Source organism: Streptomyces sp. NPDC001927, assembly GCF_053594455.1.
Map to the genome: position 1 here is coordinate 220900 of NZ_JBSFEN010000001.1, position 25620 is coordinate 246519.

The following is a 25620-nucleotide window of genomic DNA, read 5'->3' on the forward strand; positions in this document are numbered from 1 at the left end:
GGGGCGATCGGGGCGGTGGGGGTCAGCCGGCCTTGGGGGTGAACTCCTTCGCCGTGTCGGAGACGAAGGGCTCGCGGACCGTACGCATGCCGCCGGGGACGGTCTTGTCGGGCTGGATGATGACCGACTCGCGGGAGGACGGGGCCTTCGGGTCGCTGAAGTCGTGCTTCATGCCGAAGCCGAGGTCGACGTCCTTCAGGGTGAGCAGCGCCTTGTCGATGCCCTCGCGGGTGAGGTCCTTGGAGGCGCAGGCCTTCTTCAGGGCCTCGCCGAAGACGCTCGCGGCCGTCCAGCCGGCGACGATGCCGTTGTCGAGGCTGTCGCTCGGGTACGCGGCCTTGTAGTCGGCGACGAGCTTCTTCGCCGCCTCCGTGTCCGCGCCGATCGGCAGGCTCGGCGAGGCGAACCAGTACATCTTCTCCAGGGCGGGACCCGCCTGGGTGCCGAGCAGCTGCGGGGCGAAGGCCGAGTTGTTGCCGATCACCGGCACCTGGAGCTTGGTCGCCGCCGCGACACCGACCAGGGAGGCGGCCTGGCGCGGGCCCGCGCTGATCACGATCCCCTTGACGCCCGCCTGCTTGAGCGCGGCGACCTGCGCCGACATGTCGTTGTCGGTGGGCTTGATCTTCTGCTCGACGACGGTCAGGCCCGCCTTCTCGGCCGCGTACTTCGAGCCCGCGAGCGCGTTCTCGCCGTAGTCGCCCTCGAAGTAGACGTGGCCGAGCTTGTCGCCCGCCTTGAGGCCCTTCTCCTTCACCAGGAAGTCGACGGCGTTGATCGTCTCGATGTCGTACGTCGAGCCCAGGACGCGGATGTACGGGGAGCCGAGCAGGGAGGCGGACCAGGCCTGGGGCAGCACGAGCCCCTTGTCCTGGCCGTCGACGCGCTGCTTGACCGCCGCGACGAACGGCGAGCCGATGAACTGGGCGTAGCCGACCACCTTCGGCTCCAGCTCGGTATAGGCGGAGAGCGCCTTCTGCGGGTCGTAGCCGTGGTCGCGGACCGTCAGCTCCAGCTGCCGGCCGCAGATCCCGCCGGCCGCGTTGACCTGCTTCACGTACAGCTGCTGGGCCTGCGTGACGCTCTTGCCGAGCGTGGCGTACACGCCGGTCATGTCGGTGAGCGCGCCGAGCGTGATCGTCTTGTCGGTGACGCCCGTGCCGGTCTTCACCCCGCCGGCGCCGGTGCCCTTGTCCTCGCCGGTCTTGGCCTTGGAGCTGCAGCCGGCGGCGGTCAGGGCGACGAGGGTGGCGAGCGCGACGGCCAGGGTTCTGGACGCCAGTCGTCGGTGGGTCATCGTTCCTCCCCAGAGGAGTGCGAGGTCGAGGGTTGGGTGGATCGCTTGGGTTTCCGGGCGGCCAGCCGGACCAGGCCTCCGGGCAGGAAGAGCACCACCGCGACGACGGCGGCGCCGTAGAGGTAGCGGGCGGCCTCCCCCGGTGCGATCCCGCCCGTCCCGGGGGCGGAGACCAGGGGCAGCGCGTCGCTGTACCGGTTGAGGAGCTGCGGCAGCAGGGAGACGAAGACGCCTCCGACCACCGCGCCGGCGACCGAGCCGAGACCGCCGATGACGATCATGGCCAGGTATTCGAGGGAGAGCAGCATGCCGAAGTACTCCGGCACGGTGCGCTGGAAGACCAGCGCGAGGAGCACGCCCGCCAGACCCGCGTACATGGACGACAGGACGAAGACGGCGGCGCGGTAGCGGGCCACGGGGATGCCCATGACGCCCGCGGCGATCCGGTGGTCCCGGATGGCGTTCATGGCGCGGCCGGGGCGGCCGCGCAGGACCCCGCGGGCGAAGAGGGCGCCCGCGAGGAGGAGGACGAGGCCCAGGTACCAGAGCTTCTCGGCGGAGCCGAACGGCACCTGGGCGACGAGCAGCTCGCTGTCGTCGAAGGTGATCCCGAAGAGGCTCAGCGGGGGCACCGCGCGGCCGTTGAAGCCGCCGGTGAGGTCGTGGGCGTTGAAGAGGACGTGCTGGCCGATGAAGATCAGCGCGAGGGTGGCGATGCCGAGGTACGCGCCCCTCAGCCGGCCCGCGATGGGGCTGAACACGCCACCCGCGAGGCCCGCGAGAACGACCGCGAGGACGGCGGCGAGCCAGCCCGGCAGGCCGAGCCCGGTGAGCCCGTCCGCCCCGTCGCCGGCGAAGGCGCAGTAGCCGTACGCGCCGACGGCGAGGAAGAAGGCGTGGCCCATGGAGAGCTGGCCGGTGGCGCCGGTCAGCAGGTTGATGCCGATGGCGCCGATCGCGGCGGCCATGGCGAAGAGCCCGGCCTGGAGCCAGAAGCGGTCCAGGTAGAAGGGGAACGCGGCGAGGACGAGGCCGGCGGCGGCCCACCCGTAGACGCGGGGCCGGGCGAGCGCGGCGAAGGAGCGGGGTGCGAGGGTCTCAGACACGGGCCAGCTCCTTCGTACCGAAGAGTCCGGCCGGGCGGATCAGCAGCACCGCGACCATCACCAGGTACGGGGCGAGGTCGCCGATGCCCCGGCCGAGGAAGGTCAGATCGCCCTGGTAGCCGGTGGCGAGGGACTCGGTGACGCCGACCAGGAGGCCGCCGACGAGGGCGCCGGTGGTGGAGTCGAGGCCGCCGAGGATGGCGGCGGGGAAGGCCTTCATCGCGGCGAAGGAGGTGGAGCGCTCCAGGCCGGGGGTGGGGAAGACGGTGAGGAAGAGCGCGGCGACGGCGGCGAGGCCGCCGGCCACCGCCCAGGCGCCGAGCGAGACCCGGCCGAGCCGGATCCCCATCAGGGCGGCGGTCTCCTGGTTCTCGGCGGCGGCGCGCATGGCGACGCCCCAGGAGGTGTACCGGAAGGCGAGCAGGAACGCGGTGATGAGCAGGCCCGCGAGGAGGAAGGCGGCGATCCGGGTCTGCGCGAGGGTGATCGAGCCGACGGTGACGACGGCGTCGCCCCACGGGTCGCCGAGCGAAAGGATGTCCGTACCGATCCGGCGGGTCAGCTCGGTGGCGAGCAGGATGTCGACGCCGATGGTGACGATGGCGAGGACGCTGTGGTCGGAGCCCCGGTAGCGGCGCATCACGAGGAACTCGACGGCGGCGCCGACGGCCGCCGCTCCCCCGATGCCGACGGCGAGGGCGGGCCAGAAGCCGATGTCGTCGTGGAGGACGGCGGTGAAGTACCCGCCGGCGAGGAGCAGCGAGGCGTGGGCGAAGTTGACGACCTCGGTGGCGCGGAAGATCACCACGAAACCGAGGGCGATGAGGGCGTAGATCGAGCCCAACGAGACGCCGTTGAGCAGGAGTTCGGCGAAGGTGGTCACTCGGCGGTCTCCTCTCCGAGATAGGCGCGGACGACCGCCGGGTCGTTCTGTACGTCGCCGGGGGCGCCGTCGGCGATCCGGCGGCCGAAGTCGAGGACGGTGACGGCGTCGGCGAGCCGCATCACCACTCCCATGTCGTGCTCGACGAGGACGATGGAGATCCCGAGGCTGTCCCGGACACCCGCGATGACGGCGGCGGTACGGCGCCGCTCGTCGGCGGTCATGCCGGCCACGGGTTCGTCGAGGAGGAGCAGCTGGGGCTCCATGCAGAGGGCACGCGCGAGTTCGGCGAGCTTCTGCTGCCCGTACGGAAGCGAGCCCGCGGGCTGCCGGAGCTGCTTCTCCAGGCCGACGAAGGCGGCGATCTCGCGGACGCGGGCCCGGTGGCGGGCGTCCTCGCGGGCGGCGGACGGCAGCCGGAGCCCGGCGGCGACGAAGCCGGTCCGGGTGAGCCGGTGCCGGCCGAGCATCAGGCTGTCCTCGACGGTGGCGCGGGGCGGCAGCGCGAGGTTCTGGAAGATCCGGGCGACGCCGAGCTCGGCGATCTTGTGCGGGGGCAGGGCGGTCAGCTCGTGCGTGCCGAAGCGGACGCTGCCGGAGGTCGCCCGGTAGACCCCGGAGAGCACGTTGAAGCAGGTGGACTTGCCGGCGCCGTTGGGGCCGATGACGGCGTGGACGGTGCCGGGGCGGACGGTGAAGGAGACGGCGTCGAGGGCGGTGAGCCCGGCGAAGCGGACGGTGAGGTCGCGGACTTCGAGGGCTTCGGGGCTCTTGGAGTTCTTGGAGCTCTCGGGGTGCTCGGCTGTGGGGGTCATCGCTTCGTGGCCTCCTGCCAGCGGGAGAGCACCGGGTGGACGGTGGCGGCGGTCGCCGCGTCGGCGGCGGCGTCCTCGTCCACGACGCCCAGGTAGCGACGGCGGACCTCGTCGGAGGCGGCGAGTTCGGCGGCCGGTCCCGAGAGGGTGACCTCGCCGACCTCCAGGACGTACGCCCGGGTGGCGAGCCGCAGCGCGAGCGCCGCGTTCTGTTCGACGAGGAGCACGGCGGTGCCCTGGGCGTTGATCTCGCGGATCGTGTCGGCGATCCGGGCGGCCATCAGCGGGGCGAGGCCGAGCGAGGGCTCGTCCAGGAGCAGCAGCTTCGGCGAGGCCATCAGGGCCCGGCCGACGGCGAGCATCTGCTGCTCGCCGCCGGAGAGGAGCCCGGCGCGCTGGTGGGCGCGCTCGGCGAGGACGGGAAAGAGCTCGTGGACCCGTTTCAGGGCCGTCGCCTTCGCCGCGCGGTCGCCGCTCGCGCCGAGCGCCCCGGCGCGCAGATTGTCCTCGACGGTCATCCGCGCGAAGACCTGTCGCCCTTCCGGCACCTGGGAGACCCCGGCGGCGACGACCCGGTCGGGGGCGAGCCCGCCGATCGGGCGGCCGCCGAAGGTCACGGTGCCGGAGGTGACGGCTCCGCCGTGGAACGACAGTGTGCGCGAGACGGCTCGCAGCAGCGTGGACTTGCCCGCTCCGTTGCCGCCGAGGACGGTGACGACTCCGCCCTCCGGCACGGTGAGCGACACCTGCCTCAGCGCACGTACCGGTCCGTATCCCGCCGACAGGTCCGCTACCTCGAGGGCGAGTGCGGTCCCTCCCATGGTTCCCCTTCCGTGGCCCGTTCAGTGGCGCTCACCCCAGCACCGCGGTGCCCGCCCGTCCACGTGCGGCGGCCGAAACGCTGCCGGTGACCAGCGGGCGCGGCGGTGGGTTGTGCACGCGCACAACACCGCGTGTCAGGGGCCTGTCGGGAAGGGGGCGGGGGTGGCATCCTCCGGGCATGGGACGGCGCAGACCGCGGACCGGCGACGACTGGAAGCTGCTGTCGGAGGCGTGCACGGCGCTTCTGGAGCGGCTGCCGGAGCTGGTGGACGAGCATCTGAGGGAGCTGCACGAGTACGAGCCGGCGTACGGCCGGATCGTGCCGTACGACCAGCACTGGCGTGAGGCCCAGGAGGCCCTGCGGATCGGGATCGAGATGATCTCGGCGCCGCGGGACTCGCCCCGGCGGGACCTGGAGCACGCGGACGAGCTGGGGCGGCGGCGGGCGGAGCAGGGCATGCCGCTGGAGCTGGTCGTGCACGCGTACCGGCATGCGGGGCAGCTGGTGTGGGATGCGCTGATCGAGGACGCGTCGGGGTTTCCGTCCCGGCTCGCCGCGCTGACGCAGTCGGCGACGATCATGTGGTCGGCGGTGGACGCGCAGGCGGACACGGCGTCGGAGGCGTACCGGGCGACGGAGCTGGAGCTGCGGCGGCGTACGGACGAGCAGCTCCAGGCGCTCCTCGACGCGCTGCTCCACGGGCAGCGCTCGCCCGAGGTCACGTCACGGGCTGCGGCGGGCCTGGACCTGCCGGAGCACGGGCGGTACGCGGTGGTGGTGCTGCGGCACGACCGCCGGGAGGTGCCGGAGCCGTTCCACCGGCGGCTTCAGGGGGCCGGGGTGCGGTTCCTGTGGCGGATGGGCGCGGACTGCGAGTTCGGGGTCGTGTCGCTGACGGAGGGCACGGGCCTGGACGCGCTGTCGGAGCTCCTGGAGGGGCGGTGCCCGGGTCCGGGCGGGATCAGCCCGGTGGTGACGGGGCTGGCCGAACTGGGCCGGGCGCGGCGGCTCGCGGAGCTGGCGCTGCGGACGAGTCCGCCGGAGTCGCGGCAGATCGTCCGCCTCGACCGCCGGATGGCGGGGGCGCTGGTGGTGGGGCAGCCGGAACTGGCGGGCCTGCTGGTGGCGGACGTCCTGGGGGCGCTGCTGGAGCTGGACCCGGCGGATCGGGCGATCCTGCTGGAGACGCTGGACGTCTGGCTGGACTGCGAGGGCTCTGCGGGGCGGGCGGCGTCCCGCCTGTACTGCCACCGGAACACGGTCTTCAACCGCCTGCGCCGCTTGGAGCAACTGACCGCGAGGTCCTTGTCCCGCCCCCGGGACCTGACGGAGATGACCCTGGCGCTGGACGCGTTCCGCTTGACGGGGGTGGGGGCGGGGTGAGGCGGCCGGGGCGCGGCGCCCCCACCCCACCCCTTCCCGAACCCCGTCCGGGGGCTGGTGGGGGTGGGCGAGGGGCTGCGCCCCGCGCCCACCACAGAGGGCCCCGCCCAGGGGCTACGCCAAGTAGTCGCGGGCGATGGTTGCCGCTACCTCTTCCAGCAAGGGGCCCGCGTTCGGGATGGACTTGGACGGGTCCGGTTCCAGGGCCGAGAGGGGGTAGGCGCGGCTGATGCCTGCCGTCGTCAGGGCGGTCTCCGTCAGGGCCAGGCGGCCGCAGACCGCTACGACCTCCTTGCCCGCCGCGCGGGCCGCCGCCGCGACGCCCGCCGGGGCCTTGCCGTGGAGGGTCTGTTCGTCCAGGGAGCCCTCGCCCGTGATGACGAGCGTGGCCCGGTCGAGGGCCGGGGCGAAGCCCAGGACGTCCAGCATCAGCTCGATGCCCGGGCGGAAGCTCGCGTTCAGGCCGACGAGCGCGCCGTACCCGATGCCGCCCGCGCCGCCCGCGCCCGGCGCGACCGCGCACTCGGACGCCTTGGGGCCGATGGCCTTCTCCAGGACCGTCACGAAGTGCGTGAGCGCCGCGTCGAGGGTCTGCACGTCCTCCGGGGTCGCGCCCTTCTGCGGGCCGTAGACCGCCGGCGCGCCCTTGGGGCCCGTCAGGGGGTTGTCCACGTCGCTCGCCAGGATCAGGTCCACCGAGGTGAAGCGCTCGTCCAGGCCCGACAGGTCCGCCGTCGCCAGGGACGACAGGGCCGCTCCGCCCGGGCCCACCGGCTCGCCCGCCTCGTCCAGGAAGACCGCGCCCAGCGCGGCCAGCATCCCGGCGCCGCCGTCCGTCGTCGCGCTGCCGCCGACGCCGAACACGATCGTCGTCGCGCCCGCGTCCAGCGCAGCGCGCAGCAGCTCGCCCGAGCCGTACGTCGTCGACGTCAAAGGAGCGAACACGCCCGTCGGCAGGAGCTGGAGGCCCGAGGCCTCCGCCATCTCCACGACCGCCGTCGTGCCGCGCAGCGCGAACGCCGCCGTCACCGGGTCGCCGACCGGCCCGGTCACCCGTACCTCACGGCGTTCGAAACCGGCCGCCACCGCGGCCGCGACCGTACCGTCGCCGCCGTCCGCCACCGGCAGGGTCTCCACTTCCAGCTCCGGGACGACCCGTCGCAGACCTGCTGTGACCCGCTCCGCGACCTGTACGGCCGTGAGCGAGCCCTTGAACTTGTCGGCCGCGACGAGTACGCGTGCGACCTCAGTTACTGCTCCGTCCGTCACCTTGCATCCCTTGCTTTCGAACGTGCAGTCGCGCCGTGGCCGACCCTATCCGCACCCCCAGACGGCGTGCCACCCCCTGATAAGGCGATATTCCGCACCATAGTGGGGCCATATGAGCTCGGAATCGGATCCGATCGATCAAAAGTTCCCCAGCCCCGGCCTCGCCGACGGTGGGGCCGGGGCTAGGGCCCTCGTTCGAATCAGCTTGTTCGGCGGGCGGGACAGGGGTGCATTCGGTAGACCGGATGTATGGCGTTCAAGGAGAGCGAACTCGGCGACCGCATCCTCGGTGGCTGGACGGGGCGGATCGCCGGGAACATGCTCGGCAAGCCCGTCGAGCGCGGCGATCTGTGGACGCCCGAGCTGATCGACCGGTACCTGCGCGTCACGGACGCCCTCCCGCTCACCGAGTACCTGCCCCCACCGCCGCCCGACGCCCTGGCCCAGGGGTTCGAGCTGCGGCCCGAGTGGCCGCAATGCGTGCGCGGGCGGATCCAGGAGAGCTGCCGGGACGACGACGTCGACTACTCGATCCTCGGCCTGCACCTCCTGGAGACCCGGGGGTTCGCCTTCACGACCGAGCAGCTGGGCGAGGTCTGGCTGCTGCGGCTGCCGTACCTCCAGACGTTCACCGCCGAGCGGACCGCCTACCGCAACCTCGCCAACGGGCTGAAGCCGCCGCTCACCGCCACGTACGACAATCCGCACCAGGAGTGGATCGGCGCGCTGATCCGGGCCGACGTGTACGGCTGGACCTCGCCCGGCGACCCCCGCCGCGCCGCCTCGCTCGCCCGCAGGGACGCGGTGCTGTCGCACACGGGGAACGGGGTGTACGGAGCGATGTGGGCGGCTGCCCTGATCGCCGCCGCCTTCACCGCGCCGGACGTCCGCACCGCCCTGGAGACGGCGCTCGAACGGATCCCGGCGAGCAGCCGCCTGGCGCGCACGGTCCGGCACGCGATGGCGCTGCACGAGTCGGGCGTGGAGTGGTCCGACGCCCTCGCCGAACTCGCGGAGCGGACGGCAGGCCTGGGCTGGATCCACACCGTGCCGAACGCGGCGGTCCTCACGGCCGGACTGCTGTACGGCGGCGGCGACTTCACCGCCACGATCGCCCTGACCGTACGGGGCGGCCTGGACACCGACTCGAACGGGGCCACAGCCGGTTCGGTGGCGGGGGTGATGTGCGGGGCGACGGCGATCCCGCCGCAGTGGTCGGAGCCGCTGCGGGACCGGGTGCGCAGCGCGGTGTTCGGCTTCGACCGGGTGCGGATCAGCGAGCTGGCCGAGCGGACGCTGCGGCTGGCTACGCTGACCGTATGACGACGAACGACTACGCCTTGTACATCGCCGGCCTGCCCCGCGTCCTCGCCGGAGCCGCCGCGCTCTTCCGGGACGGCGAGGGGCGCGTCCTGATCGTCGAGCCGAACTACCGCGAGGGGTGGACGCTGCCCGGCGGCACGATCGAGTCGGACGCGGGTGAGACGCCCCGTCAGGCGGCGCGCCGCGAGACGGCGGAGGAGATCGGCCTGGATCTGGAACTGGGGGCGCTGCTCGCGGTCGACTGGGTGCACGGCACGGAGCGGCCGCCGATCGTGGCGTACATCTACGACGGCGGGGTGCTGCCGGACGAGCGGTTCGCCGCGATCCGGCTCCAGGAGGAGGAGTTGCTCTCCTGGAAGCTGATCGACCCCTCCGAGGCGCTCGCCCATCTCCCCGGCTCGCTCGGCCGGCGGGTGGTCGCGGCCCTCGACGCCCTGGCGCGCGGCGGCGGCCCGGTGGAGCTGGAGAACGGCCACCCGGTCCGCTGAGCCCGGAGCCAGGGCCCTAGAGGACGTCCGGCGGTACGCAGAGGACGGGTACGTGGGACATGTGCAGCAGCTTGTGCGGGGTCGAGCCCAGGAGCGCGCCGCGCATCGGGCTCTCGCCCCAGCTGCCGACCACGATGACGCGTGCGGCGTGCCGGTTCGCCGCGTCGATCAGGGCCTCCGGCGGCTTCTTGTCGATCACCTCGACGACGGTCGGCACGCCCACCCGGTCGGCCTCCGTGACCGCGTGCCGCAGGCCGCTGCGGCCCGCCTCCCGGATGGCCGCCTGCTGGGACCGGTACTCCTCGCCCATGGGACCGGGGACCGCGGCGCCGTAGACCAGGACGAGCGTCTCGTCGAAGGCGCGCGCCACCTCGACGGCGATCCGCAACGCGCGGGCGGCGCCGGGGGATTCGTCGTATCCGAGCACGACCGACATCTCAGCTCTCCTCGCCGGAGCCCGAGCCCGAGCCGGAACCGGAACCGGAGCCCGAGCCGGAACCAGCGCCGTGGCCGTGGCCGTGCACCAGGTCCGGGTCGGCCACGCTCGGGCGCTCGCTCCAGAACGCCGGGGCCATGAAGCGTCGGACGATCATGATGACCACCCCGGTGAGGGCGATGCAGATGCCGATGACGAGCGGGGGCCCGAGGCCGAACCACGAGGTGCCGCTGTAGGAGTTGGCCGGGTCGGACATGTCCGAGACCGACTTCACGAGCAGCCAGGTCAGCAGTCCGGCGCCGACCAGCGGCCCGAGGCCGATCAGCAGGAAGTTGTGCACGCTCTCGAAGAGATGGCGGCGGTAGTACACGACGCAGGCCAGGCCCGTGAGCGCGTAGTAGAAGGAGATCAGCAGCGAGAGCGCGGTCAGCGAGTCGTAGAGGGCGTTGCTGCTGATCTGGTTCACCACGAGGTACCAGCCGATGGCGATGGCGGCGACCCACCAGGTGCTGACGTCAGGGGTACGGAAGCGTGGGCTGATGTGGCCGTAGTGCTCGGGCAGCGCCCGGCGGCGGGCCATGGACAGCGCGGTGCGCGAGGCCGGGATGATGGTGGTCTGGGTGGAGGCGATCGCCGAGGTGGAGACGGCGATCAGCAGGATCCAGTCCCAGCCACCCAGGACGTCCCCGGCGAGCTGGGCGAAGATGAACTCCTCCTCGTCCGCGTTCTCGGCGAGGAACGCGGGACCGGCGTAGGCGACGACCGCGAAGCCGACGGACACGTAGGTGACGAGCAGGATGACGGTCGACCAGAGGCCCGCCCGGCCGGGCGCGCTCGCGGAGTCCCTGACCTCTTCGGTGAGGTTGACCGCCGACTCCCAGCCCCAGTAGATGAAGACGCCCAGGAGCAGCCCGCCGGTCAGCGCGGCGCCGCCGGCGCCGAAGGGGTTGAGCCAGCTCCAGGAGGGTTCGGCCGATTCGTAGACGCTGGTGTCGGCGTAGACGGCGTAGAGCGCCACGGCCACGAAGATCAGCAGACAGGCGACCTGCGCCAGGATGAGGACGTTCTGCACCTTGGCCGACAGCTCGGTGCCGATGACGCACACGGCCGTCATCACGAGGATGAGGAGCACGGTGAGCAGTTGGCGTACGAAGGCGTTGTCCACCCAGCTGTCGAGTCCGAAGGCGAGCAGCGCGAAGCTCACGGCCACGTCGGCGAGCGAGCCGACGACCAGGACGCCGGTCATGGCGATGGCCCAGCCGCCGAGCCAGCCGGCCCAGGGGCCCATGGCGCGGGTGACCCACGAGAAGGTCGTGCCGCAGTCCTGGTCGACCTTGTTCAGGTAGTAGAACGCCGAGGCGATGAGCAGCATCGGCACGAAGGACGCGAACATCACGCCGGGCGCGTAGATCCCGACCAGGGCGACGACGGGGCCGATGACGGCCGCGAGGGAGTAGGCGGGCGAGGTGGAGTTGAGTCCGATGACGAGGGCGTCGACGAACCCGATGGCATTCGCCTTCAGACCCGCGGGGCGCCCTGCGGGCGCGGCGTCCTCGGGGGCGGTGTCTTCGGTGGCCATAGGTCCCTCCGCCCCGGTCGTACCCGGACAGAACAGGGAGACTGCTGCCTTCATCGTAAGGAGGGCCGGTCCGCCCCGCATGTGCGGGAGGCCGCCCGACGGTCACTGTTCGCGCATGCCCCAGGGCGCGCCGTACTCCGTGAGCAGGTCGAGGAAGGGGGCCGGGGGCAGCGCCTCGGGGCCGAGGACGCCCCGGCCGTGCCAGGCCCCGGTCGCGAGGAGTTCGAGGGCGGCGACCGGGTTGACGGCGGTCTGCCACACGACGGCCTGGCTGCCGTACTCGCGCATCGACCACTGGTTGTCGACCACGTGGTACAGGTACACCTCCCTGGGCCGGCCGTCCTTGGTGCCCTTCACCCAAGTGCCCGCGCAGGTCTTGCCGTGCATGCGGTCGCCGAGGGTCGCGGGGTCGGGCAGACAGGCGGCGACGACGTCGCGCGGGGAGACGGCGGCCTCACCGTCGGCGCCGTGCACGGTGACCGGGTCCGTGCGGTCGAGGCCCAGCTTGTGGAGGGTGCGCAGGACGCCGATGAACTCCTCGCCGAGGCCGTACTTGAAGGTGACGCGGCGGGCCTTCACCCATCGGGGGACGAGGAGCACCTCCTCGTGTTCGACGTTCACGCACTCCACGGGCCCGATGCCCTCGGGGAAGTCGAAGACCTCCGGCTCGCTGAAGGGCTCGGTGGTGAACCAGCCGCGCCCCTCCTCGTAGACGACGGGCGGGTTCAGGCACTCCTCGATGGTCGTCCAGATGCTGAAGGACGGGGCGAAGTCGTAGCCGTCGACGACCAGGTTCGCGCCGTCGCGGACGCCGATCTCCTCGATCTCGTCGAAGAGCGTGTCGGCGGCGTGCCGGGCGAAGACGTCCGCGAGGCCGGGTTCCACGCCCATGCCCACCAGGGCGAGCCGGTCCGCCGCCTCCCACTCGGCGGCCCGGTCGAACTGCGCGTCCCCCAGCTTCACTCCGCACTCCTCGTACGGACGCGTGGGGTGCGGCCGGGACAGGGACATCGCCATGTCGAGGTAGTGGGCGCGTTCGGCGAGCGCGGCCTCGAAGAGCGGCAGGACGAAGCGGGGATCGGTGGCGTTGAGGAGGACGTCGCAGCGGTGCTCGGCGAGGGCCGCCCGTACCGCGGCCGTGTCCGAGGCGTCGAGCCGGGCGGCGGTGAAGCGGCGCTCGTCCGCGCCGAGGGCGGCGACGGCGGCCTCGGCCCGCCTCGGGTCGTAGTCGGCGACGACGACGTGCTCGAAGAACGAACGGCGGGCCGCGATCCTGGTGATCGCCGTGCCCACGCCGCCCGCCCCGACCATGAGGACGCGCATGAGACCGCACTCCTTCGTCGACCGGTGCGGCACCGCTCCGTTCGCAGAAGGGAGCCGGGACCGCCTCCCTCCCGATGATGCCGTCTCGCCCCCGGTTCAGCGCGGGGTGTGCTCGCCTCCGTCGCGGGTGGCCGCGCGGAAGCGGGCGAGGCGGTCGGCGAGGTCCGGTGGCCAGAGGGCCTCGTCGGCGGCCGCGAGCTCCTCGGGGCTCCACCAGCGCCCGTACTGGATGCGGTCGGCCGCGTGCGCGGCGGTCAGGTCCCCGGCCGGTTCGCGGCGCGGCCCGTACGCCACGTAGACGTGCTCGTGCTGTCGTACGCGCACGCCGACGCGGGTGAAGTCGTGCTCCCAGGTGAACAGCAGCTCGCCCGGTTCGATCCCCTCCCAACCCGTCTCCTCCCGCAGCTCGCGCACCGCACCCTCCCGGGGGCTCTCCCCCGGTTCGAGCCCGCCGCCGGGCATCGCCCAGTGCACGCCGTCCGCGTCGTTGTCGTAGCGGAAGAGGAAGACGGCCCCGTGGGGGTCGAGGACGGCGATCCGGGCGGCGCGGCGCGGGGTGGGGCGTGGGGTGGGCATGGCGGGAACGTAGCAGCCGGTAATCCGTTCGCGGGAGGCGTTCGGACCGGCCTACGCTCGGCCCCATGACCATGGTCGCGATTCTCAGCGGAGCCGGTATCTCCACGGACTCCGGCATCCCCGACTACCGGGGCCCCGACGGGGTCTGGACCCGCGACCCGGAGGCCGAGAAGCTCGCCACGTACGAGCACTACATGGCCGACGCCGACGTCCGGCGCCGTGCGTGGCGGATGCGGCTCGACGGGCCGGTGCTGCGGGCCGAGCCGAACGCGGCGCATCGGGCGATCGCCGGGTTCGAGCGGACCGGGAACCCGGTGCGGGTGATCACGCAGAACGTGGACGGGCTGCATCAGATCGCCGGCCTTTCGGAGCGCAAGGTCCTCGAACTGCACGGCTCCGCACGGTCGGTGGTGTGCACGGCGTGCCACGCCCGCTCCTCGATGGAGGAGGCGCTCGACCGGGTGCGGGCCGGTGAGGACGATCCGAAGTGCTCGGTGTGCGGCGGGATCCTGAAGTCGGCGACGGTGATGTTCGGGCAGCGGCTCGATCCGGTCGTGCTGGGCAACGCGATGTCCATCGCCAAGGGCACCGAGGTGTTCATCGCGGTCGGTACGAGCCTCCAGGTGCAGCCTGCCGCCTCGCTCGCGGGGATCGCCGCCGAGCACGGGGCGCGGCTGATCATTGTGAACGCCCAGCCCACCCCGTACGACGAACTCGCGGACGAGATCGTGCGCGAGCCGATCGGCACGGCGCTGCCGGCGCTCCTGGAGCGGCTCCGCTGAGCGGGATCTAGAACAGCGCGTCCTCGGGCGCCGCGGCTCCCGACTCGAAGGCCAGCAGCCGCCGTTTGCGGTCTAGGCCGCCGCCGTAGCCGGTCAGGGAGCCGCTCGCGCCGACGACGCGGTGGCACGGTACGACGATGCTGACCGGGTTCTTGCCGTTGGCGAGGCCGACGGCGCGCGAGGCCCCGGGGTTGCCGAGCTCCTCGGCCAACTCGCCGTAGCTGCGGGTCTCGCCGTACGGGATCGCGCACAGCAGCTCCCAGACGCGGAGCTGGAACGGGGTGCCGATCAGCTTCAACGGCAGCTCGAAACGGTTGAGTTCACCGGCGAAGTACGCGTCGAGCTGGCGGACCGTCTCGCCGAAGGGGCGCGGGTCCGGTGCGCCGAAGGTCTCCTCGGCGGGGCGGTGGCGCTGGCCGGTCATGTGGATACGGCTCAGGACGCCGTCGACGGCGACCAGGGTCAGCGCGTCGTACGGGCTGTCGATGACGGTGTGGCGGACGTCGGTCATGGCTTCCTCAGGACGGGAGGTGGTTGATCGGGTGGCTGTCGGTGGCCCACAGGTACTGGACGGCGTACGCGCGCCAGGGGCGCCAGCGGGCGGCGCGGGTGGTGAGCGCGGCGGGTGTGGAGGGCAGCCCTAGGCCTTCGGCGGCGCGGCGGACGCCCAGGTCGCCGGGGAGGAAGGCGTCGGGGTCGCCGAGGGCTCGCATGGCGATGACCTCCGTGGTCCAGGGGCCGAAGCCGGGCAGGGCGTGGAGCCGGGCGCGTGCCTCGTCCCAGTCGGTGGCCGGGCCGAGGCTCAGGGAGCCCTCGGCGAGGGCCCCGACGAGGGTGAGGAGGGTCGTGCGGCGGCTGCGGGGCAGCGCGAGGGAGTCGGGGTCGAGGCCGGCGAGCGCCTCGGGGGTCGGGAAGAGGTGGGTGAGGCCGCCCTCGGGGTCCTCGACGGGGACGCCGTGCGCGGTGACGAGCCGGGCGGCGTGGGTGCGGGCGGCGGCCGTGGAGACCTGCTGGCCGAGCACGGCCCGTACGGCGAACTCGGCCGCGTCGACGGTCCTCGGCACGCGCCGCCCGGGCGCCCGCTCGACCAGCGGGGCGAGCAGCGGGTCCGTGCAGAGCTGTTCGTCGACGGCGACCGGGTCGGCGTCGAGGTCGAGCATCCAGCGGCAGCGGCTGATGGCGAGGGTCAGGTCGCGGGGGTCGGTGAGGGAGAGCCGGCAGGCGATGTGGTCGGCCCTGGGGGTGAGGGCGACGATGCCGTGGCCGTGGGGCAGGGTCAGGGTCCGCCGGTACGCGCCGTCCCGCCACTCCTCCACGCCGGGGACGGCGGTCGCGGCGAGGTGGCCGAAGAGGTTGGAGGGGTTGAGCGGGGCGCGGAACGGCAGCCGGAGCGCGATGACGCCCGGGGTGCTCGGTGTGTCGGGGGTGACGGGTGACCTGGCCGCTCGGGTGCGCAGCTCCCCGGGGGTGAGCGCGAAGACCTCGCGGACGGTGTCGTTGAAGGTCCTGATGGAGGCGAACCCGGCCGCGAAGGCGATCTCGGCCATCGGCATCGGTGTCGTCTCGATGAGCAGCCGCGCGGTCTGGGCGCGCTGGGCGCGGGCCAGGGCGAGCGGTCCCGCGCCGAGTTCGGCGAGGAGCTGGCGTTCGATCTGGCGGGTGGAGTAGCCGAGCCGGGCGGCGAGCCCGGGCACGCCCTCGCGGTCCACGATGCCGTCCTGGATCAGCCGCATGGCCCGGGCGACGGCGTCGGCGCGGACGTTCCACTCCGGGGAGCCGGGGCTGGTGTCGGGGCGGCAGCGCTTGCACGCCCGGAACCCGGCGCGCTGGCAGGACGCGGCGCTCGGGTGGAACACCATGTTCTCGGCCTTCGGCGGGACGACCGGGCAGCTGGGACGGCAGTAGATCCGGGTGGTCAGGACGGCCGTGAAGAACACGCCGTCGAAGCGGGCGTCCTTCGACCTGACGGCCCGTACGCAGCGCTCGGTGTCGGTGTACATGGCTCCATGGTCGAGGACCGCGGACGCGTCCGCTGGCGAGAAAACGACATGGACCTCGCCCGAGCGGGCACGCGCCGGACCTCTCGGCTCGCCTCGGGTCCCGCCCGGTGGCCCGGTCCGCCTCGATATCCGACCGTGAGGGGAGCAGCATGGAAGCAGTGGATCCCCGAGGCCGCCGGCGGGCCGAGGAACCGAGGAAGTGGACGGGTGACTGCAGAAACCCTGACGACAGCCGAATCACCGAGAAGCACCCCATGAGCGGACGGCTTGGCCACCGGCCCAGGGGGCTGGGGCTGCGCAGTGTCGCGGGGCAGGTGTTCGCGCTCCAGGCGGTCATCGTCGTGGTGCTGGTCACCGTGGGCGCGCTCGCCCTGATCTTCCAGGCCAGGTACAACACGGAGACCGACGCGCGCAATCGCTCCCTCGCCGCGGCGGAGGCCTTCGCGCACGCCCCCGGGCTCCTCGAGGCCCTGCGGGCGCCCGACCCGAGCGCCGAGCTCCAGCCGCGGGCCGAGAGCGCCAGGACGGCCGCGGGGCTCGACTTCCTCGCCGTGATGACCCCGGACGGGATCCGCTACACCGACTCCCGGCCCGAGCTGATCGGGCAACGCACCACCGGTGACATCGCGCGGGCCCGTGGGGGCGAGTCGTTCACGGAGATCTTCCACGGTGAGCCGTCGGACGCGGTCCGGGCCATCGTGCCGGTGCGCACCGACGACGGTGACATCGTGGGCCTGGTCAGCACCGGCATCGAGGTCGAGAACGTCGGCAACGTCGTCGAGGGCCAGCTGCCGCTGCTGCTCGGTACGGCCGCGGGCGCGCTGCTGCTCGCGGTGGGCGGCGCGGCGCTGGTGAGCCGGCGGCTGCGCCGGCAGACCCACGGGCTCGGGCCGGTCGAGATGACCCGGATCAACGAGCACCACGAGGCCGTCCTGCACGCCGTGCGCGAGGGCGTGCTCATCATCGACGCGGACCGGCGGCTGCTGCTCGCCAACGACGAGGCCCGGCGGCTGCTCGACCTGGGGCCCGAGGCCGAGCAGCGGCACGTCACGGAGCTGGGTCTCGATCCCCGTACCGCCGCGCTGCTCTCCGCCGACCGGGTCGTCAACGACGAGGTGCACCTCGCGGGCGACCGGCTGATCGCCGTCAACGTACGCCCCACCAAGCCGTACCGGGGGCGCCCCACCGGCACCGTGATGACGCTGCGGGACTCGACCGAGCTCGCCAGCCTCTCCGGCCGCGCCGAGGTCGCCAGGGGGCGGCTGCAGCTGCTGTACGAGGCGGGGGTGCGGATCGGCACCACCCTGGACGTGGTGCGGACCGCCGAGGAGCTGTCGGAGGTGGCGGTGCCGCGCTTCGCCGACTTCGTCACGGTGGAGCTGCCGGAATCGGTGCTGCGGGGCGAGGAGCCGTCGCGGGCGCTCAGCGAGATGCGGCGGACCGCGCTGCGGGGCATCCGCGAGGAGCATCCGTTCCAGCCGGTGGGCGACCGGATCCGGTGCGTCGTGCCGACCACCCCGATGGCGCAGGCGCTCGACAGCGGTCACGCCGTCCTGGTGGCCGATCTGTCCCAGGCGGACGGCTGGCGTGCCCAGGACCCCGAGGGCGCCCAGGGGGCCCTCGACTACGGGCTGCACTCGCTCGTCGCGGTGCCCGTGGTCGCCCGGGGCGTGGTCCTGGGCATGGCGAACTTCTGGCGCTCGGAGACCGAGGAGCCGTTCGGGGAGGAGGACCTGAACTTCGCCGAGGAGCTGACGGCGCGCGCCGCGGTCTCCATCGACAACGCCCGCCGCTTCACCCGCGAGCACGAGATGGCGGTGACCCTCCAGCGCAGCCTGCTCCCCCGGATCCTGCCCGACCTGTCGGCCGTGGACGTGGCGTTCCGGTATCTGCCCGCCAAGGCGGGCGTGGGCGGCGACTGGTTCGACGTGATCCCGCTGCCGGGTGCCCGGGTGGCGCTCGTCGTCGGCGACGTGGTCGGGCACGGGCTGCACGCGGCGGCCACCATGGGCCGGCTGCGGACGGCGGTCCTCAACTTCTCCACCCTGGACCTGCCGCCGGACGAGCTCCTGGGCCACCTCGACGAGCTGATCGACCGGATCGACCGGGGCCCGGCGGAAGGCGGCCCGGAGGGCGGAACGACGGCCGACGGCGGTGCGGGGGCCGCCCAGGGCGGCGAGGGGCAGGAGCGGATCACCGGCGCCACCTGCCTGTACATCATCTACGACCCCGCCGACGGCCGCTGCACCATGGCCCGGGCCGGGCACCCCGGGCCCGCGCTCGTCCATCAGGACGGCCTGGTCGAGTACCCCGAGCTGCCCGCGGGGCTTCCGCTCGGGGTAGGCGGGATGCCGTTCGAGACGACCGAGCTGTTCCTGCCCGAGGGCTCGCGTCTGGTGCTGTTCACCGACGGCCTCCTGGAGGACCGCGACCGGGACTTCGACACCGGTCTCGCGCTGCTGCGCGACGCCCTGGGCACCACGGGCCGCAGCCCCGAGCAGGCCTGCGCCGACGTCCTGACGAAGGTGCTCGTGCCCGCGCCCGACGACGACATCGCGCTGCTCGTCGCCGACACCCGCCGCCTCGAACCCGAGCGGATCGCGGAGTGGGACGTTCCGCCGGACCCGGCGGAGGTCTCCCGGATCCGGGGCGCGGGCGCGGCGCAGCTCTCCGCCTGGGGCCTGGACGAGGTCGCGTTCACGGCCGAGCTCATCCTCAGCGAACTGATCACCAACGCCATCCGGTACGGCGCCGAGCCCATCCGGGTCCGGCTGCTCCGCGACCGCCGGCTGATCTGCGAGATCTCCGACGGCAGCAGTACGGCCCCGCACCTGCGGTACGCGGCGACCACCGACGAGGGCGGCCGCGGGCTCTTCCTCGTGGCGCAGTTCGCCGAGCGGTGGGGCACCCGCTACACCGACCGGGGCAAGGTCATCTGGGCCGAACTGCCCCTGACCACCGCCGACTCGGAGCTGCCGCCGCTGCCGGTGCCCGACCTGGACGCCCTGGAGGACCTCGCCTGGTGAGCCGGGGCCCGGCCCCTGCGGGCGGCCGTCACCTCAAAGAGACGTACGGGCCAGCAGCACCGCCACGTCGTCCGGGGGCGCGCAGGGCAGGAGCTGGTCGAGGATGGCGTCGCAGACCTGGCTGAGCGGCCGTTCGAGGTCGACCAGTGCCTCGGCGAGCCGGTCCATGCCCTCGTCGAGGTCGCGGTCCCTGGCCTCGATGAGGCCGTCGGTGTACAGCACCAGGAGGCTGCCCGGGGGCAGCAGCACCTCCTCGGTGGCGAAGTCCTGGCCGCCGGTGCCGAGCGGGGTGCCGGGCGGCCCCTCCAGGAAGGTGATCAACCCGTCGGCGGTGGCCACGGCCGGTGGCGGGTGCCCGGCGCGGGCGAGGACGACGCTGCCGGTGGCCGCGTCGTGGACGGCGTACACGCAGGTCGCCATCTCGTCCTCGCCCAGGTCGGCGACGACGGCGTCGAGGGAGCGGAGCAGCTCCGCGGGGGGCACGCCGTGCCGGGCGAGGGTCCGTACGGCCGTACGGAGCTGGCCCATGACGGCCGCCGCGTGGATGCCGTGGCCCATGACGTCGCCGATGACGAGCCCGGTCCTGCCCTCGGGCAGGGCGATGACGTCGAACCAGTCGCCGCCGACGTCGTGGTCGCTCGCGGGCAGGTAGCGGCCGGTCAGCTCCAGGCCTTCGGCCTTGGGCAGGACGTTGCTGGTGAGGCTGCGCTGGAGGGTGAGGGCGGCCTCGCGCTGGGTGGTGTACAGGCGGGCGTTGTCGATGTTCAGGGCGGCGCGGGCGACGAGTTCGTCGATGAGGACGAAGTCCTGTTCGTCGAAGGTCTCGCGGTCGTAGAGCCGGGTCACGGAGACGGTACCGAGCACCTTGCCGCGGGCGACGAGCGGGACGATGCGGGCGCAGCCGATGCTGGCCTCGAAGTAGGCGCGCAGGGGTTCGGTGCGCGGGTCGGGGAAGAGCGCGGGCAGGTCGGAGTGGTAGAGGTTCATCGGCCGGGCGTCGGTGATGACCTGCTCGTACACCGTGCCCAGCGGGATCTGGAAGGTCTGTCCGGGGACGAGCACCGCGGTGGGGGCGGTCGGGTCGGGGAAGACGGCGGCGAGGCGGCGCAGCAGTCCGTGGGTGGAGGCGCCCGCGTCGTCGGGTTCGAGGACGGATTCGAGCAGCTGGACGTCGGCGGAGTCGGCGAGCTGCGGGACGAGGAGGTGGACGATCTCCTCGGCGGTCTGGCGCAGGTCGAGGGTGGTGCCGATCCGGGTGCCGGCCTCGGCGAGCAGGGCGAAGCGCCGGTTGGCCCGTTCGGCCTCGACGAGCGCCCGCTGGCCCTCGGTGATGTCGATGAGGGAGGCGATCAGGCCGAGCCGGCGGCCCGAGCCGTCGACCAGCGGGGCGTAGGAGCAGGACCAGGTGCGGTCGTGGTCGGGGTCGGCCGGGGTCCGGCCGGTGCGGCGTACGTCGACGACGGCCCGGCCGCTCTCCAGGACCTGCCGCATGGTGGCTTCCAGGGCGACGGCGTTGACGCCGGGCACGACCTCGGTGAGCCGTTTCCCGAGGTGTTCGGCGGGCGGGAGGCCGTTCATCCGCGCCAGGGCGTCGTTGACGCGGATGAACTTCAGGTCGGTGCCGAGGGTGGCGAGGCCGATCGGCGACTGGGTGAAGAGGCTCTGGAGCGCGGCGAGCGAGTCCCGCATGCGCAGGACCTCGGAGGTCTCGACCGCGATGAGCATGGCCCCGGGCCGCCCCTGGGGGTCGACCTCGGGGACGATCCACATCTCCATGGTCACTTCGTGACCGTCCCGGTGCCGCACGGGCAGGGTGCCGACGACCGTCTCGCCGGAATGGACGCGCCGGGTCAGCTGGTCGGCGAGTTGCCGGTTGGCGTCGGGCACCAGAATGGGTGCGGCGGGGCGGCCGATCACGTCCTCGGGGCGGTATCCGAGCAGGTCCTGGGCGGCCAGCGACCACTCGACGACGCGCCCGTCCTCGTCCTCCCGCCAGAGGGCGATCGGGAGGACTTCCCGCAGGACACCGGCGTAACCGATGGCCGCCGGCGGTCGCTCCGGCATCTGGCTCGCCGACTCAGTAGTGTCCAACGGTTCGACCTAACCCCGGGGGGTGCTCTCCTACCCGATCACCCTATCCGAGCCCTTGTCACGGAGCCCTGCGGTACGGCTCCAGCGGGTGGCGGGGGCGGCGACCGGGAAGCGGGGGCCGCCCGGGGAAGCGGGGCCGCGGGGGCCGCTGGGGCAGTGGGGGCCGCTGGGGCAGTGGGGGCCGCCCGGGGAAGCGGGGCCGCCGGGGGTTCCGCCGTCACCGACCCGCCGGTAACTTGGCGCCGCCCACTCCCCACCGTCCTGGCAGGTACGAGATGCAGAGCTTGTTACGCACAGCCCGAGGCGCCCTGCTCGTGGGCGCCCTGCTGGTCCCGGCCGTCGTGCCGGGCGCCGCCGCGGCGCAGCCCGGCCCCTCCTCCGTGACCACCTCCGCGGCGCCCGTCGCGGCCGCCGTCGAGTGGACGCCGCCGCTGTCCACGCGCGGCCGGTACATCGTCGACGCCGACGGCGACCGCTTCCGGCTGCGCTCCGCCAACTGGGACGGCGCCCAGGGCTCGTGGAACGGCTCGGGCGACATCGCCGACCCCGCCAACCACCACGCCGGGCAGAACGCGAACGGCATCCCGATCGGCCTGGACCGCACCCCGCTGCCCACGCTCCTCGCCGACTTCCGCGCCCTCGGCCTGAACAGCATCCGGCTGCCGTTCTCCAACGAGATGCTGCGCGCCACGGCGCCCGTGCCGGACTCGGCCGTCGCCGCCAACCCGGGGCTGCGCGGCAAGAACCCGCTCCAGGTCTTCGACGCCGTCGTCACCGCCCTCACCGACGGCGGGTTCGCCGTCGTCCTCAACAACCACACCGTGACGACCCGTTGGTGCTGCGCCGTGGACGGCAACGAGCGCTGGAACAGCAGCGGTCAGTCCACCGCCCAGTGGGCCGACGACTGGGTCTTCATGGCCAAGCGCTACCGCGCCAACCCGCGCGTGGTCGGCGCCGACCTGTACAACGAGGTCCGCCGGGACATCTGGGACGACCCCAACTGGGGCCTCGGCGACAACCACGACTGGCACGCGGCCGCGCAGGAGGCGGGCGACCGCATTCTGGCCGAGGCCAACCCGGACCTGCTCATCGTGGTCGAGGGCATCAACTGGCAGGGCATCCCGGTGGACGGCCTCCCTCACGGCCGCCCGACCCTCACCCCGGTCCGTACCCTCTCGCACACCCTGGTGGTGTCCAACAAGCTCGTCTATTCGGCGCACTTCTACGGCTACACCGGCCCGAACCACAGCGGCGCCACCGGCATGGGCGAGACCACCGACCCTCGCTACCAGGACCTCACCCGCGAGCAGCTCCGCCAGGTCGTCCACGACCAGGCGCTCTACGTCTCCGCCGAGACCGGCACGCACTTCACCGCCCCGGTCTGGGTCAGCGAGTTCGGCATCGGCGCCGACGAGCGCGTCGACAAGCCGCGCGCCTGGTTCGGCAACCTGACCGAGCTGCTGCGGGACGCCGACGTGGACTTCGCGTACTGGCCGCTGGTCGGCTGGAACAACGGCTCGGGCGGCGGGGACAGTTGGGCGCTGCTGCGGTACGACTCCGAGGGCCGGCGGACCGGCGTCCTGGACGCGGGCGACTGGCGCACCCCCGCCTGGAACGGCCTGGCCTCCACGCCGGGGCACACCGGGGCCGTTCCCGTCTCCACCGCCTGGTACCAGCTGACGACCGACCACCGCGACCACAACGCCTCCCTGCGGGTGCGGGCCGGAGGCGACTGGGACAGCGGCGCCCGAAAGGCCGTCTGCCCCGACGGTTCGCGGCTCGCCGGGCTCAGCCACACCGGGGGCCGGGGCCTCTGCGTGAGCTCGGGGCTGCGGGCCGCCTCCGGCGGGCACACGGTCGTCCGCGACGAGTCGCACGTCCCTGCGGGCGGCGACTGGGCCTCGGGCTACACCAAGTACCAGTGCCCGTCAGGGCAGTTCCTCATCGGGTACAGCCTGCGGGGCACCCGTGTCTCCGCCGCGCTGTGCGCCCCCGCGGGCACGGCGCTCCCGGCGGCCGCGGGCCGCACGCTGTGGTTCGACCGCGGCGACAACCGCCCGGCCGGCGCGCCCGGCAGGGAGTACGCGCAGGGCCACTACAAGGGGCAGTGCGCGCCCGGCGAGTACGCGGCCGGGATCGCGTTCACCACGCGGTTCGGGTCCCGGCCGTCGCCGGCTGCCCTGCTGTGCCGCCCGGCGGCGTAGCCGGGGAGTCCAGCGTGGCGGCGACGGCCTGCGCCAGGAACGGGATCCGGTGCGCGCAGACGCCCGCGATGTTGATGCGTCCTGCGTTCGTCCCGTAGACGCCGGACTGTCCGCGCATCCGGCGCATCTGCTCCGGCGTCAGAGGCAGCATGGAGAACATGCCCTTCTGGCGCCGGAGCGAGGCCGCCACGTCCGGGCAGCCGAGGGCCTCCAGGTGCGCGACGAGGTCGGCCCGGTTGGCGGCGATCCGGCCGCGCATGGCGTCGAGTTCGGCCCGCCAGGTGGCCCGGAGCCCGGCGTCCTCCAGAACGGTGGCGACGACGGCCGCGCCGTGGTCGGGCGGCATCGAGTACAGGACGCGGGCGGCGTTCTGCAGGGCCGTCTCGACGTGCCGCAGCGTCTGCCGTGACGGGCCGAGGACGATGGCGCAGCCGGTGCGGTCGCTGTAGAGGCCGAAGTTCTTGGAGCAGCTGACGGCGATCAGGACCTCGGGCAGCCGGTCGGCCAGCATCCGGGTGGCCCACAGATCGGCGTCGAGGCCGTCGCCGAGCCCGTGGTACGCGAGGTCGACGAAGGGGACCCAGCCGTTCGCCTCGGCGAGCCCGGCCAGCGCCTCCCAGGTCTCCGCGGCGGGGTCGGTTCCGGTGGGGTTGTGGCAGCAGCCCTGGAGCAGGACCACGTCGCCCCGGCGCGCGGCGCGCAGATCCTCCAGCATGACGTCGTCGCCACCGCCGTATGCGTACGTACGGACCGTGAGGCCTGCGCCTTCGAGGATGGGGCGGTGGTTGACGTACGCGGGGTCGCTGATCCACACCGTGGTGCCGGGGCGAGTCTGGCGGACGAGATCGGCGAGCAGGCGCAGGGCCCCGGTGCCGGCCACGGTCTGGACGGCCGTCGCGCGGGCGGTCCTGGCGTCGGTGCCGAGGACCATGGAGAGCATGGCCCGGTTGAAGGCGGTGTTGCCGGACAGGCCCCGGTACTCCTTGGAGACGGCCCGGTCGGCCAGGCGTATCTCGGCCTCCTTGACGGCGGCCATGACCGGGGTGGCCCCGGTGTGGTCGCGGTAGACGCCGAGGACGAGGTCGAGGCGCTCGGGGCGCGGGTCGGCGGCGAACTCGGCCGACAGGTCCCACAGCGGGTCCACGGGCGGGGCGGAGAGCAGCTCAAGCATGGGCGGCGACCTTGGTTCGGGGGCGCCGGTTGGCGAGCGCGACGCCGAGGGTGATGAGGGGGACGCCGACGAGGACGGACAGGGTCGGCGACTCGTCGAGGAGGGGTACGGCGAGCAGGACGACGGCGACCGGGCTGAGGGAGCCGACGACCGAGCTGCGTTCGGGGCCGAGGCGGCGGATGGCGAACGCGTACAGCAGTCCGGCGCACAGCCCGACGCCCAGGCCCTGGACGACGAGGAAGAGGGCGATGTCACCGGCGGCGGCGTGGGCGATCCCGGTGGGCAGGACGCCGGTGAGCGCGAGGAGGGCGACGACGGCGAAGGACGGCAGGCAGAGCAGGCCGATGGAGCCGACCGGGTCGAGGTCGACCTCGCGCAGGCCCACGGTGTAGAGGGCCCAGAGGCCGCTGGCGAGCAGCAACGTTCCGGCACCGAGCAGGACGTCCGCGTCCAGGGCGGCCGTGTACCGCCAGACCAGGGCGGCGACTCCGGCGACGATCAGGGCGAGACCCGCCGCCTGCGTACCGCGCGGGACGCTCTTGCCGCCCGCGACCATGAGCGCGGAGACGAAGAGCGGGACCATGCCGGGGACGATCGCGCCGACGAAGGCGGCCGAGGTCAGCGAGCCGCCGTACATGGCGGCGAGGAAGAAGGGGACGCCCGCCCCGCAGACGATCTTGGCGGCGGTCGCGGGGCGTACCGCGACGAGCTGCCGTCGGCGCCGCCAGAGGGCCGGGGCCAGGACCACGAGCGGCACGCCGAAGCGGAGCAGGGCCGCGTCGGCGGGCAGGAGGGTGGAGGCGCCGAGCGCGCGGGCGCTCAGCGCGAAGGCGGCCCAGATGGCGACGGTGAGGAGGAGGGCGACGAGGCCGATGGCCTGCGGCGAGAGCGTGATGCCGGTCCGGGTGGCGCGGCGCGCCTCACCCAGCGGCGGTGCTCCCGCCGTCCGTATACCCCCCATCGAAGGAGCCTCCCGCTCGAATCCACTGCTTTCGAGCAACGGTAGGGCTTGGGGCGGGGCAGCCGATTGCCAGTTCTGCCCTCC

The 25620-nt window shown here is 73.3% G+C and carries 21 protein-coding genes; 6 read left to right on the forward strand and 15 right to left on the reverse strand.

Annotation, left to right across the window (positions count from 1 at the left end; translation table 11 throughout):
- Positions 1 to 22: 22 nt before the first annotated feature.
- From ACWCO8_RS01025 to ACWCO8_RS01045, 5 genes are read right to left on the reverse strand one after another with little or no spacing between them, the layout of a single operon-like run.
- Complete coding sequence (locus ACWCO8_RS01025) at positions 23 to 1297, reverse strand: ABC transporter substrate-binding protein (protein WP_451030309.1); 1275 nt, start codon at positions 1295 to 1297, stop codon at positions 23 to 25.
- Positions 1294 to 2403 carry a branched-chain amino acid ABC transporter permease gene (locus ACWCO8_RS01030; RefSeq protein ID WP_362002381.1) on the reverse strand — a complete coding sequence of 370 codons (1110 nt, stop codon included), beginning with the start codon at positions 2401 to 2403 and terminating at the stop codon, positions 1294 to 1296. Before ACWCO8_RS01030 ends, ACWCO8_RS01025 begins: the two co-directional genes overlap by 4 nt.
- Positions 2396 to 3286 carry a branched-chain amino acid ABC transporter permease gene (locus tag ACWCO8_RS01035; protein ID WP_362002379.1) on the reverse strand — a complete coding sequence of 297 codons (891 nt, stop codon included), beginning with the start codon at positions 3284 to 3286 and terminating at the stop codon, positions 2396 to 2398. Before ACWCO8_RS01035 ends, ACWCO8_RS01030 begins: the two co-directional genes overlap by 8 nt.
- Positions 3283 to 4101 carry an ABC transporter ATP-binding protein gene (locus ACWCO8_RS01040; protein ID WP_451030310.1) on the reverse strand — a complete coding sequence of 273 codons (819 nt, stop codon included), beginning with the start codon at positions 4099 to 4101 and terminating at the stop codon, positions 3283 to 3285. Before ACWCO8_RS01040 ends, ACWCO8_RS01035 begins: the two co-directional genes overlap by 4 nt.
- Positions 4098 to 4922 carry an ABC transporter ATP-binding protein gene (locus tag ACWCO8_RS01045; protein ID WP_362002376.1) on the reverse strand — a complete coding sequence of 275 codons (825 nt, stop codon included), beginning with the start codon at positions 4920 to 4922 and terminating at the stop codon, positions 4098 to 4100. The genes ACWCO8_RS01040 and ACWCO8_RS01045 overlap by 4 nt, the downstream gene beginning before the upstream one ends.
- Before the next feature lie 179 nt (positions 4923 to 5101).
- Here ACWCO8_RS01045 and ACWCO8_RS01050 point away from each other — a divergent pair, with 179 nt between their 5' ends.
- Positions 5102 to 6307: a PucR family transcriptional regulator gene (locus ACWCO8_RS01050; RefSeq protein WP_451030311.1), complete on the forward strand. Its 1206-nt coding sequence runs from the start codon at positions 5102 to 5104 to the stop codon at positions 6305 to 6307.
- A gap of 114 nt (positions 6308 to 6421) precedes the next feature.
- Here the strand turns inward: ACWCO8_RS01050 and ACWCO8_RS01055 are convergent, their stop codons facing one another.
- A complete protein-coding gene (locus ACWCO8_RS01055; RefSeq protein WP_451030312.1) occupies positions 6422 to 7576 on the reverse strand; it encodes a glycerate kinase in 1155 nt (384 codons plus the stop codon).
- A gap of 249 nt (positions 7577 to 7825) precedes the next feature.
- On the opposite strand from ACWCO8_RS01055, the gene ACWCO8_RS01060 reads away from it, so the two are divergent.
- A complete protein-coding gene (locus tag ACWCO8_RS01060) occupies positions 7826 to 8899 on the forward strand; it encodes an ADP-ribosylglycohydrolase family protein (protein WP_451030313.1) in 1074 nt (357 codons plus the stop codon).
- Positions 8896 to 9387 (forward strand): NUDIX domain-containing protein, encoded by a 492-nt coding sequence (locus tag ACWCO8_RS01065; protein ID WP_451030314.1) that lies wholly within the window; start codon positions 8896 to 8898, stop codon positions 9385 to 9387. The genes ACWCO8_RS01060 and ACWCO8_RS01065 overlap by 4 nt, the downstream gene beginning before the upstream one ends.
- A gap of 16 nt (positions 9388 to 9403) precedes the next feature.
- On the opposite strand, the gene ACWCO8_RS01070 is transcribed toward ACWCO8_RS01065, so the two are convergent.
- From ACWCO8_RS01070 to ACWCO8_RS01085, 4 genes are all read right to left on the reverse strand, one after another.
- Positions 9404 to 9823 (reverse strand): universal stress protein, encoded by a 420-nt coding sequence (locus tag ACWCO8_RS01070; protein WP_451030315.1) that lies wholly within the window; start codon positions 9821 to 9823, stop codon positions 9404 to 9406.
- A 1-nt stretch (position 9824) separates the two neighbouring features.
- Positions 9825 to 11402 carry an APC family permease gene (locus tag ACWCO8_RS01075; protein WP_451030316.1) on the reverse strand — a complete coding sequence of 526 codons (1578 nt, stop codon included), beginning with the start codon at positions 11400 to 11402 and terminating at the stop codon, positions 9825 to 9827.
- A 102-nt stretch (positions 11403 to 11504) separates the two neighbouring features.
- On the reverse strand, positions 11505 to 12725 hold the full coding sequence (locus ACWCO8_RS01080; RefSeq protein WP_451030317.1) for a saccharopine dehydrogenase family protein: 1221 nt from the start codon (positions 12723 to 12725) through the stop codon (positions 11505 to 11507).
- Between the two features lie 96 nt (positions 12726 to 12821).
- Positions 12822 to 13301 carry an NUDIX hydrolase gene (locus tag ACWCO8_RS01085; RefSeq protein WP_362002361.1) on the reverse strand — a complete coding sequence of 160 codons (480 nt, stop codon included), beginning with the start codon at positions 13299 to 13301 and terminating at the stop codon, positions 12822 to 12824.
- A gap of 65 nt (positions 13302 to 13366) precedes the next feature.
- Here ACWCO8_RS01085 and ACWCO8_RS01090 point away from each other — a divergent pair, with 65 nt between their 5' ends.
- On the forward strand, positions 13367 to 14083 hold the full coding sequence (locus ACWCO8_RS01090) for an SIR2 family NAD-dependent protein deacylase (protein ID WP_451030318.1): 717 nt from the start codon (positions 13367 to 13369) through the stop codon (positions 14081 to 14083).
- Between the two features lie 7 nt (positions 14084 to 14090).
- Here ACWCO8_RS01090 and ACWCO8_RS01095 read toward each other — a convergent pair whose 3' ends face one another.
- The gene (locus tag ACWCO8_RS01095; RefSeq protein WP_451030319.1) at positions 14091 to 14594 is read right to left on the reverse strand and encodes a methylated-DNA--[protein]-cysteine S-methyltransferase; all 504 of its coding nucleotides are present in this window, start codon (positions 14592 to 14594) and stop codon (positions 14091 to 14093) included.
- Positions 14595 to 14601: 7 nt separating this feature from the next.
- Positions 14602 to 16083 carry an AlkA N-terminal domain-containing protein gene (locus ACWCO8_RS01100; RefSeq protein ID WP_451030320.1) on the reverse strand — a complete coding sequence of 494 codons (1482 nt, stop codon included), beginning with the start codon at positions 16081 to 16083 and terminating at the stop codon, positions 14602 to 14604.
- 254 nt (positions 16084 to 16337) lie between these two features.
- Here ACWCO8_RS01100 and ACWCO8_RS01105 point away from each other — a divergent pair, with 254 nt between their 5' ends.
- The gene (locus ACWCO8_RS01105) at positions 16338 to 19109 is read left to right on the forward strand and encodes a SpoIIE family protein phosphatase (RefSeq protein WP_451030321.1); all 2772 of its coding nucleotides are present in this window, start codon (positions 16338 to 16340) and stop codon (positions 19107 to 19109) included.
- 33 nt (positions 19110 to 19142) lie between these two features.
- On the opposite strand, the gene ACWCO8_RS01110 is transcribed toward ACWCO8_RS01105, so the two are convergent.
- Positions 19143 to 21173 (reverse strand): SpoIIE family protein phosphatase, encoded by a 2031-nt coding sequence (locus tag ACWCO8_RS01110; RefSeq protein ID WP_451030875.1) that lies wholly within the window; start codon positions 21171 to 21173, stop codon positions 19143 to 19145.
- Positions 21174 to 21475: 302 nt separating this feature from the next.
- Here ACWCO8_RS01110 and ACWCO8_RS01115 point away from each other — a divergent pair, with 302 nt between their 5' ends.
- On the forward strand, positions 21476 to 23404 hold the full coding sequence (locus ACWCO8_RS01115; RefSeq protein ID WP_451030322.1) for a cellulase family glycosylhydrolase: 1929 nt from the start codon (positions 21476 to 21478) through the stop codon (positions 23402 to 23404).
- On the opposite strand, the gene ACWCO8_RS01120 is transcribed toward ACWCO8_RS01115, so the two are convergent.
- Positions 23343 to 24575 carry an amino acid aminotransferase gene (locus ACWCO8_RS01120; RefSeq protein WP_451030323.1) on the reverse strand — a complete coding sequence of 411 codons (1233 nt, stop codon included), beginning with the start codon at positions 24573 to 24575 and terminating at the stop codon, positions 23343 to 23345. The genes ACWCO8_RS01115 and ACWCO8_RS01120 overlap by 62 nt on opposite strands.
- Positions 24568 to 25536 carry a DMT family transporter gene (locus ACWCO8_RS01125; protein ID WP_451030324.1) on the reverse strand — a complete coding sequence of 323 codons (969 nt, stop codon included), beginning with the start codon at positions 25534 to 25536 and terminating at the stop codon, positions 24568 to 24570. Before ACWCO8_RS01125 ends, ACWCO8_RS01120 begins: the two co-directional genes overlap by 8 nt.
- Positions 25537 to 25620: the final 84 nt, after the last annotated feature.

Coding starts and splice junctions, on each gene's coding strand:
- ACWCO8_RS01060 (WP_451030313.1), top strand. CDS start 7,826: ATGGCGTTCAAGGAGAGCGAACTCGGCGACCGCATCCTCGGTGGCTGG.
- ACWCO8_RS01085 (WP_362002361.1), bottom strand. CDS start 13,301: ATGCCCACCCCACGCCCCACCCCGCGCCGCGCCGCCCGGATCGCCGTC.
- ACWCO8_RS01100 (WP_451030320.1), bottom strand. CDS start 16,083: ATGTACACCGACACCGAGCGCTGCGTACGGGCCGTCAGGTCGAAGGAC.
- ACWCO8_RS01080 (WP_451030317.1), bottom strand. CDS start 12,725: ATGCGCGTCCTCATGGTCGGGGCGGGCGGCGTGGGCACGGCGATCACC.
- ACWCO8_RS01125 (WP_451030324.1), bottom strand. CDS start 25,536: ATGGGGGGTATACGGACGGCGGGAGCACCGCCGCTGGGTGAGGCGCGC.
- ACWCO8_RS01105 (WP_451030321.1), top strand. CDS start 16,338: ATGAGCGGACGGCTTGGCCACCGGCCCAGGGGGCTGGGGCTGCGCAGT.
- ACWCO8_RS01040 (WP_451030310.1), bottom strand. CDS start 4,101: ATGACCCCCACAGCCGAGCACCCCGAGAGCTCCAAGAACTCCAAGAGC.
- ACWCO8_RS01050 (WP_451030311.1), top strand. CDS start 5,102: ATGGGACGGCGCAGACCGCGGACCGGCGACGACTGGAAGCTGCTGTCG.
- ACWCO8_RS01120 (WP_451030323.1), bottom strand. CDS start 24,575: ATGCTTGAGCTGCTCTCCGCCCCGCCCGTGGACCCGCTGTGGGACCTG.
- ACWCO8_RS01115 (WP_451030322.1), top strand. CDS start 21,476: ATGCAGAGCTTGTTACGCACAGCCCGAGGCGCCCTGCTCGTGGGCGCC.
- ACWCO8_RS01095 (WP_451030319.1), bottom strand. CDS start 14,594: ATGACCGACGTCCGCCACACCGTCATCGACAGCCCGTACGACGCGCTG.
- ACWCO8_RS01075 (WP_451030316.1), bottom strand. CDS start 11,402: ATGGCCACCGAAGACACCGCCCCCGAGGACGCCGCGCCCGCAGGGCGC.
- ACWCO8_RS01110 (WP_451030875.1), bottom strand. CDS start 21,173: ATGCCGGAGCGACCGCCGGCGGCCATCGGTTACGCCGGTGTCCTGCGG.
- ACWCO8_RS01025 (WP_451030309.1), bottom strand. CDS start 1,297: ATGACCCACCGACGACTGGCGTCCAGAACCCTGGCCGTCGCGCTCGCC.
- ACWCO8_RS01045 (WP_362002376.1), bottom strand. CDS start 4,922: ATGGGAGGGACCGCACTCGCCCTCGAGGTAGCGGACCTGTCGGCGGGA.
- ACWCO8_RS01065 (WP_451030314.1), top strand. CDS start 8,896: ATGACGACGAACGACTACGCCTTGTACATCGCCGGCCTGCCCCGCGTC.
- ACWCO8_RS01070 (WP_451030315.1), bottom strand. CDS start 9,823: ATGTCGGTCGTGCTCGGATACGACGAATCCCCCGGCGCCGCCCGCGCG.
- ACWCO8_RS01090 (WP_451030318.1), top strand. CDS start 13,367: ATGACCATGGTCGCGATTCTCAGCGGAGCCGGTATCTCCACGGACTCC.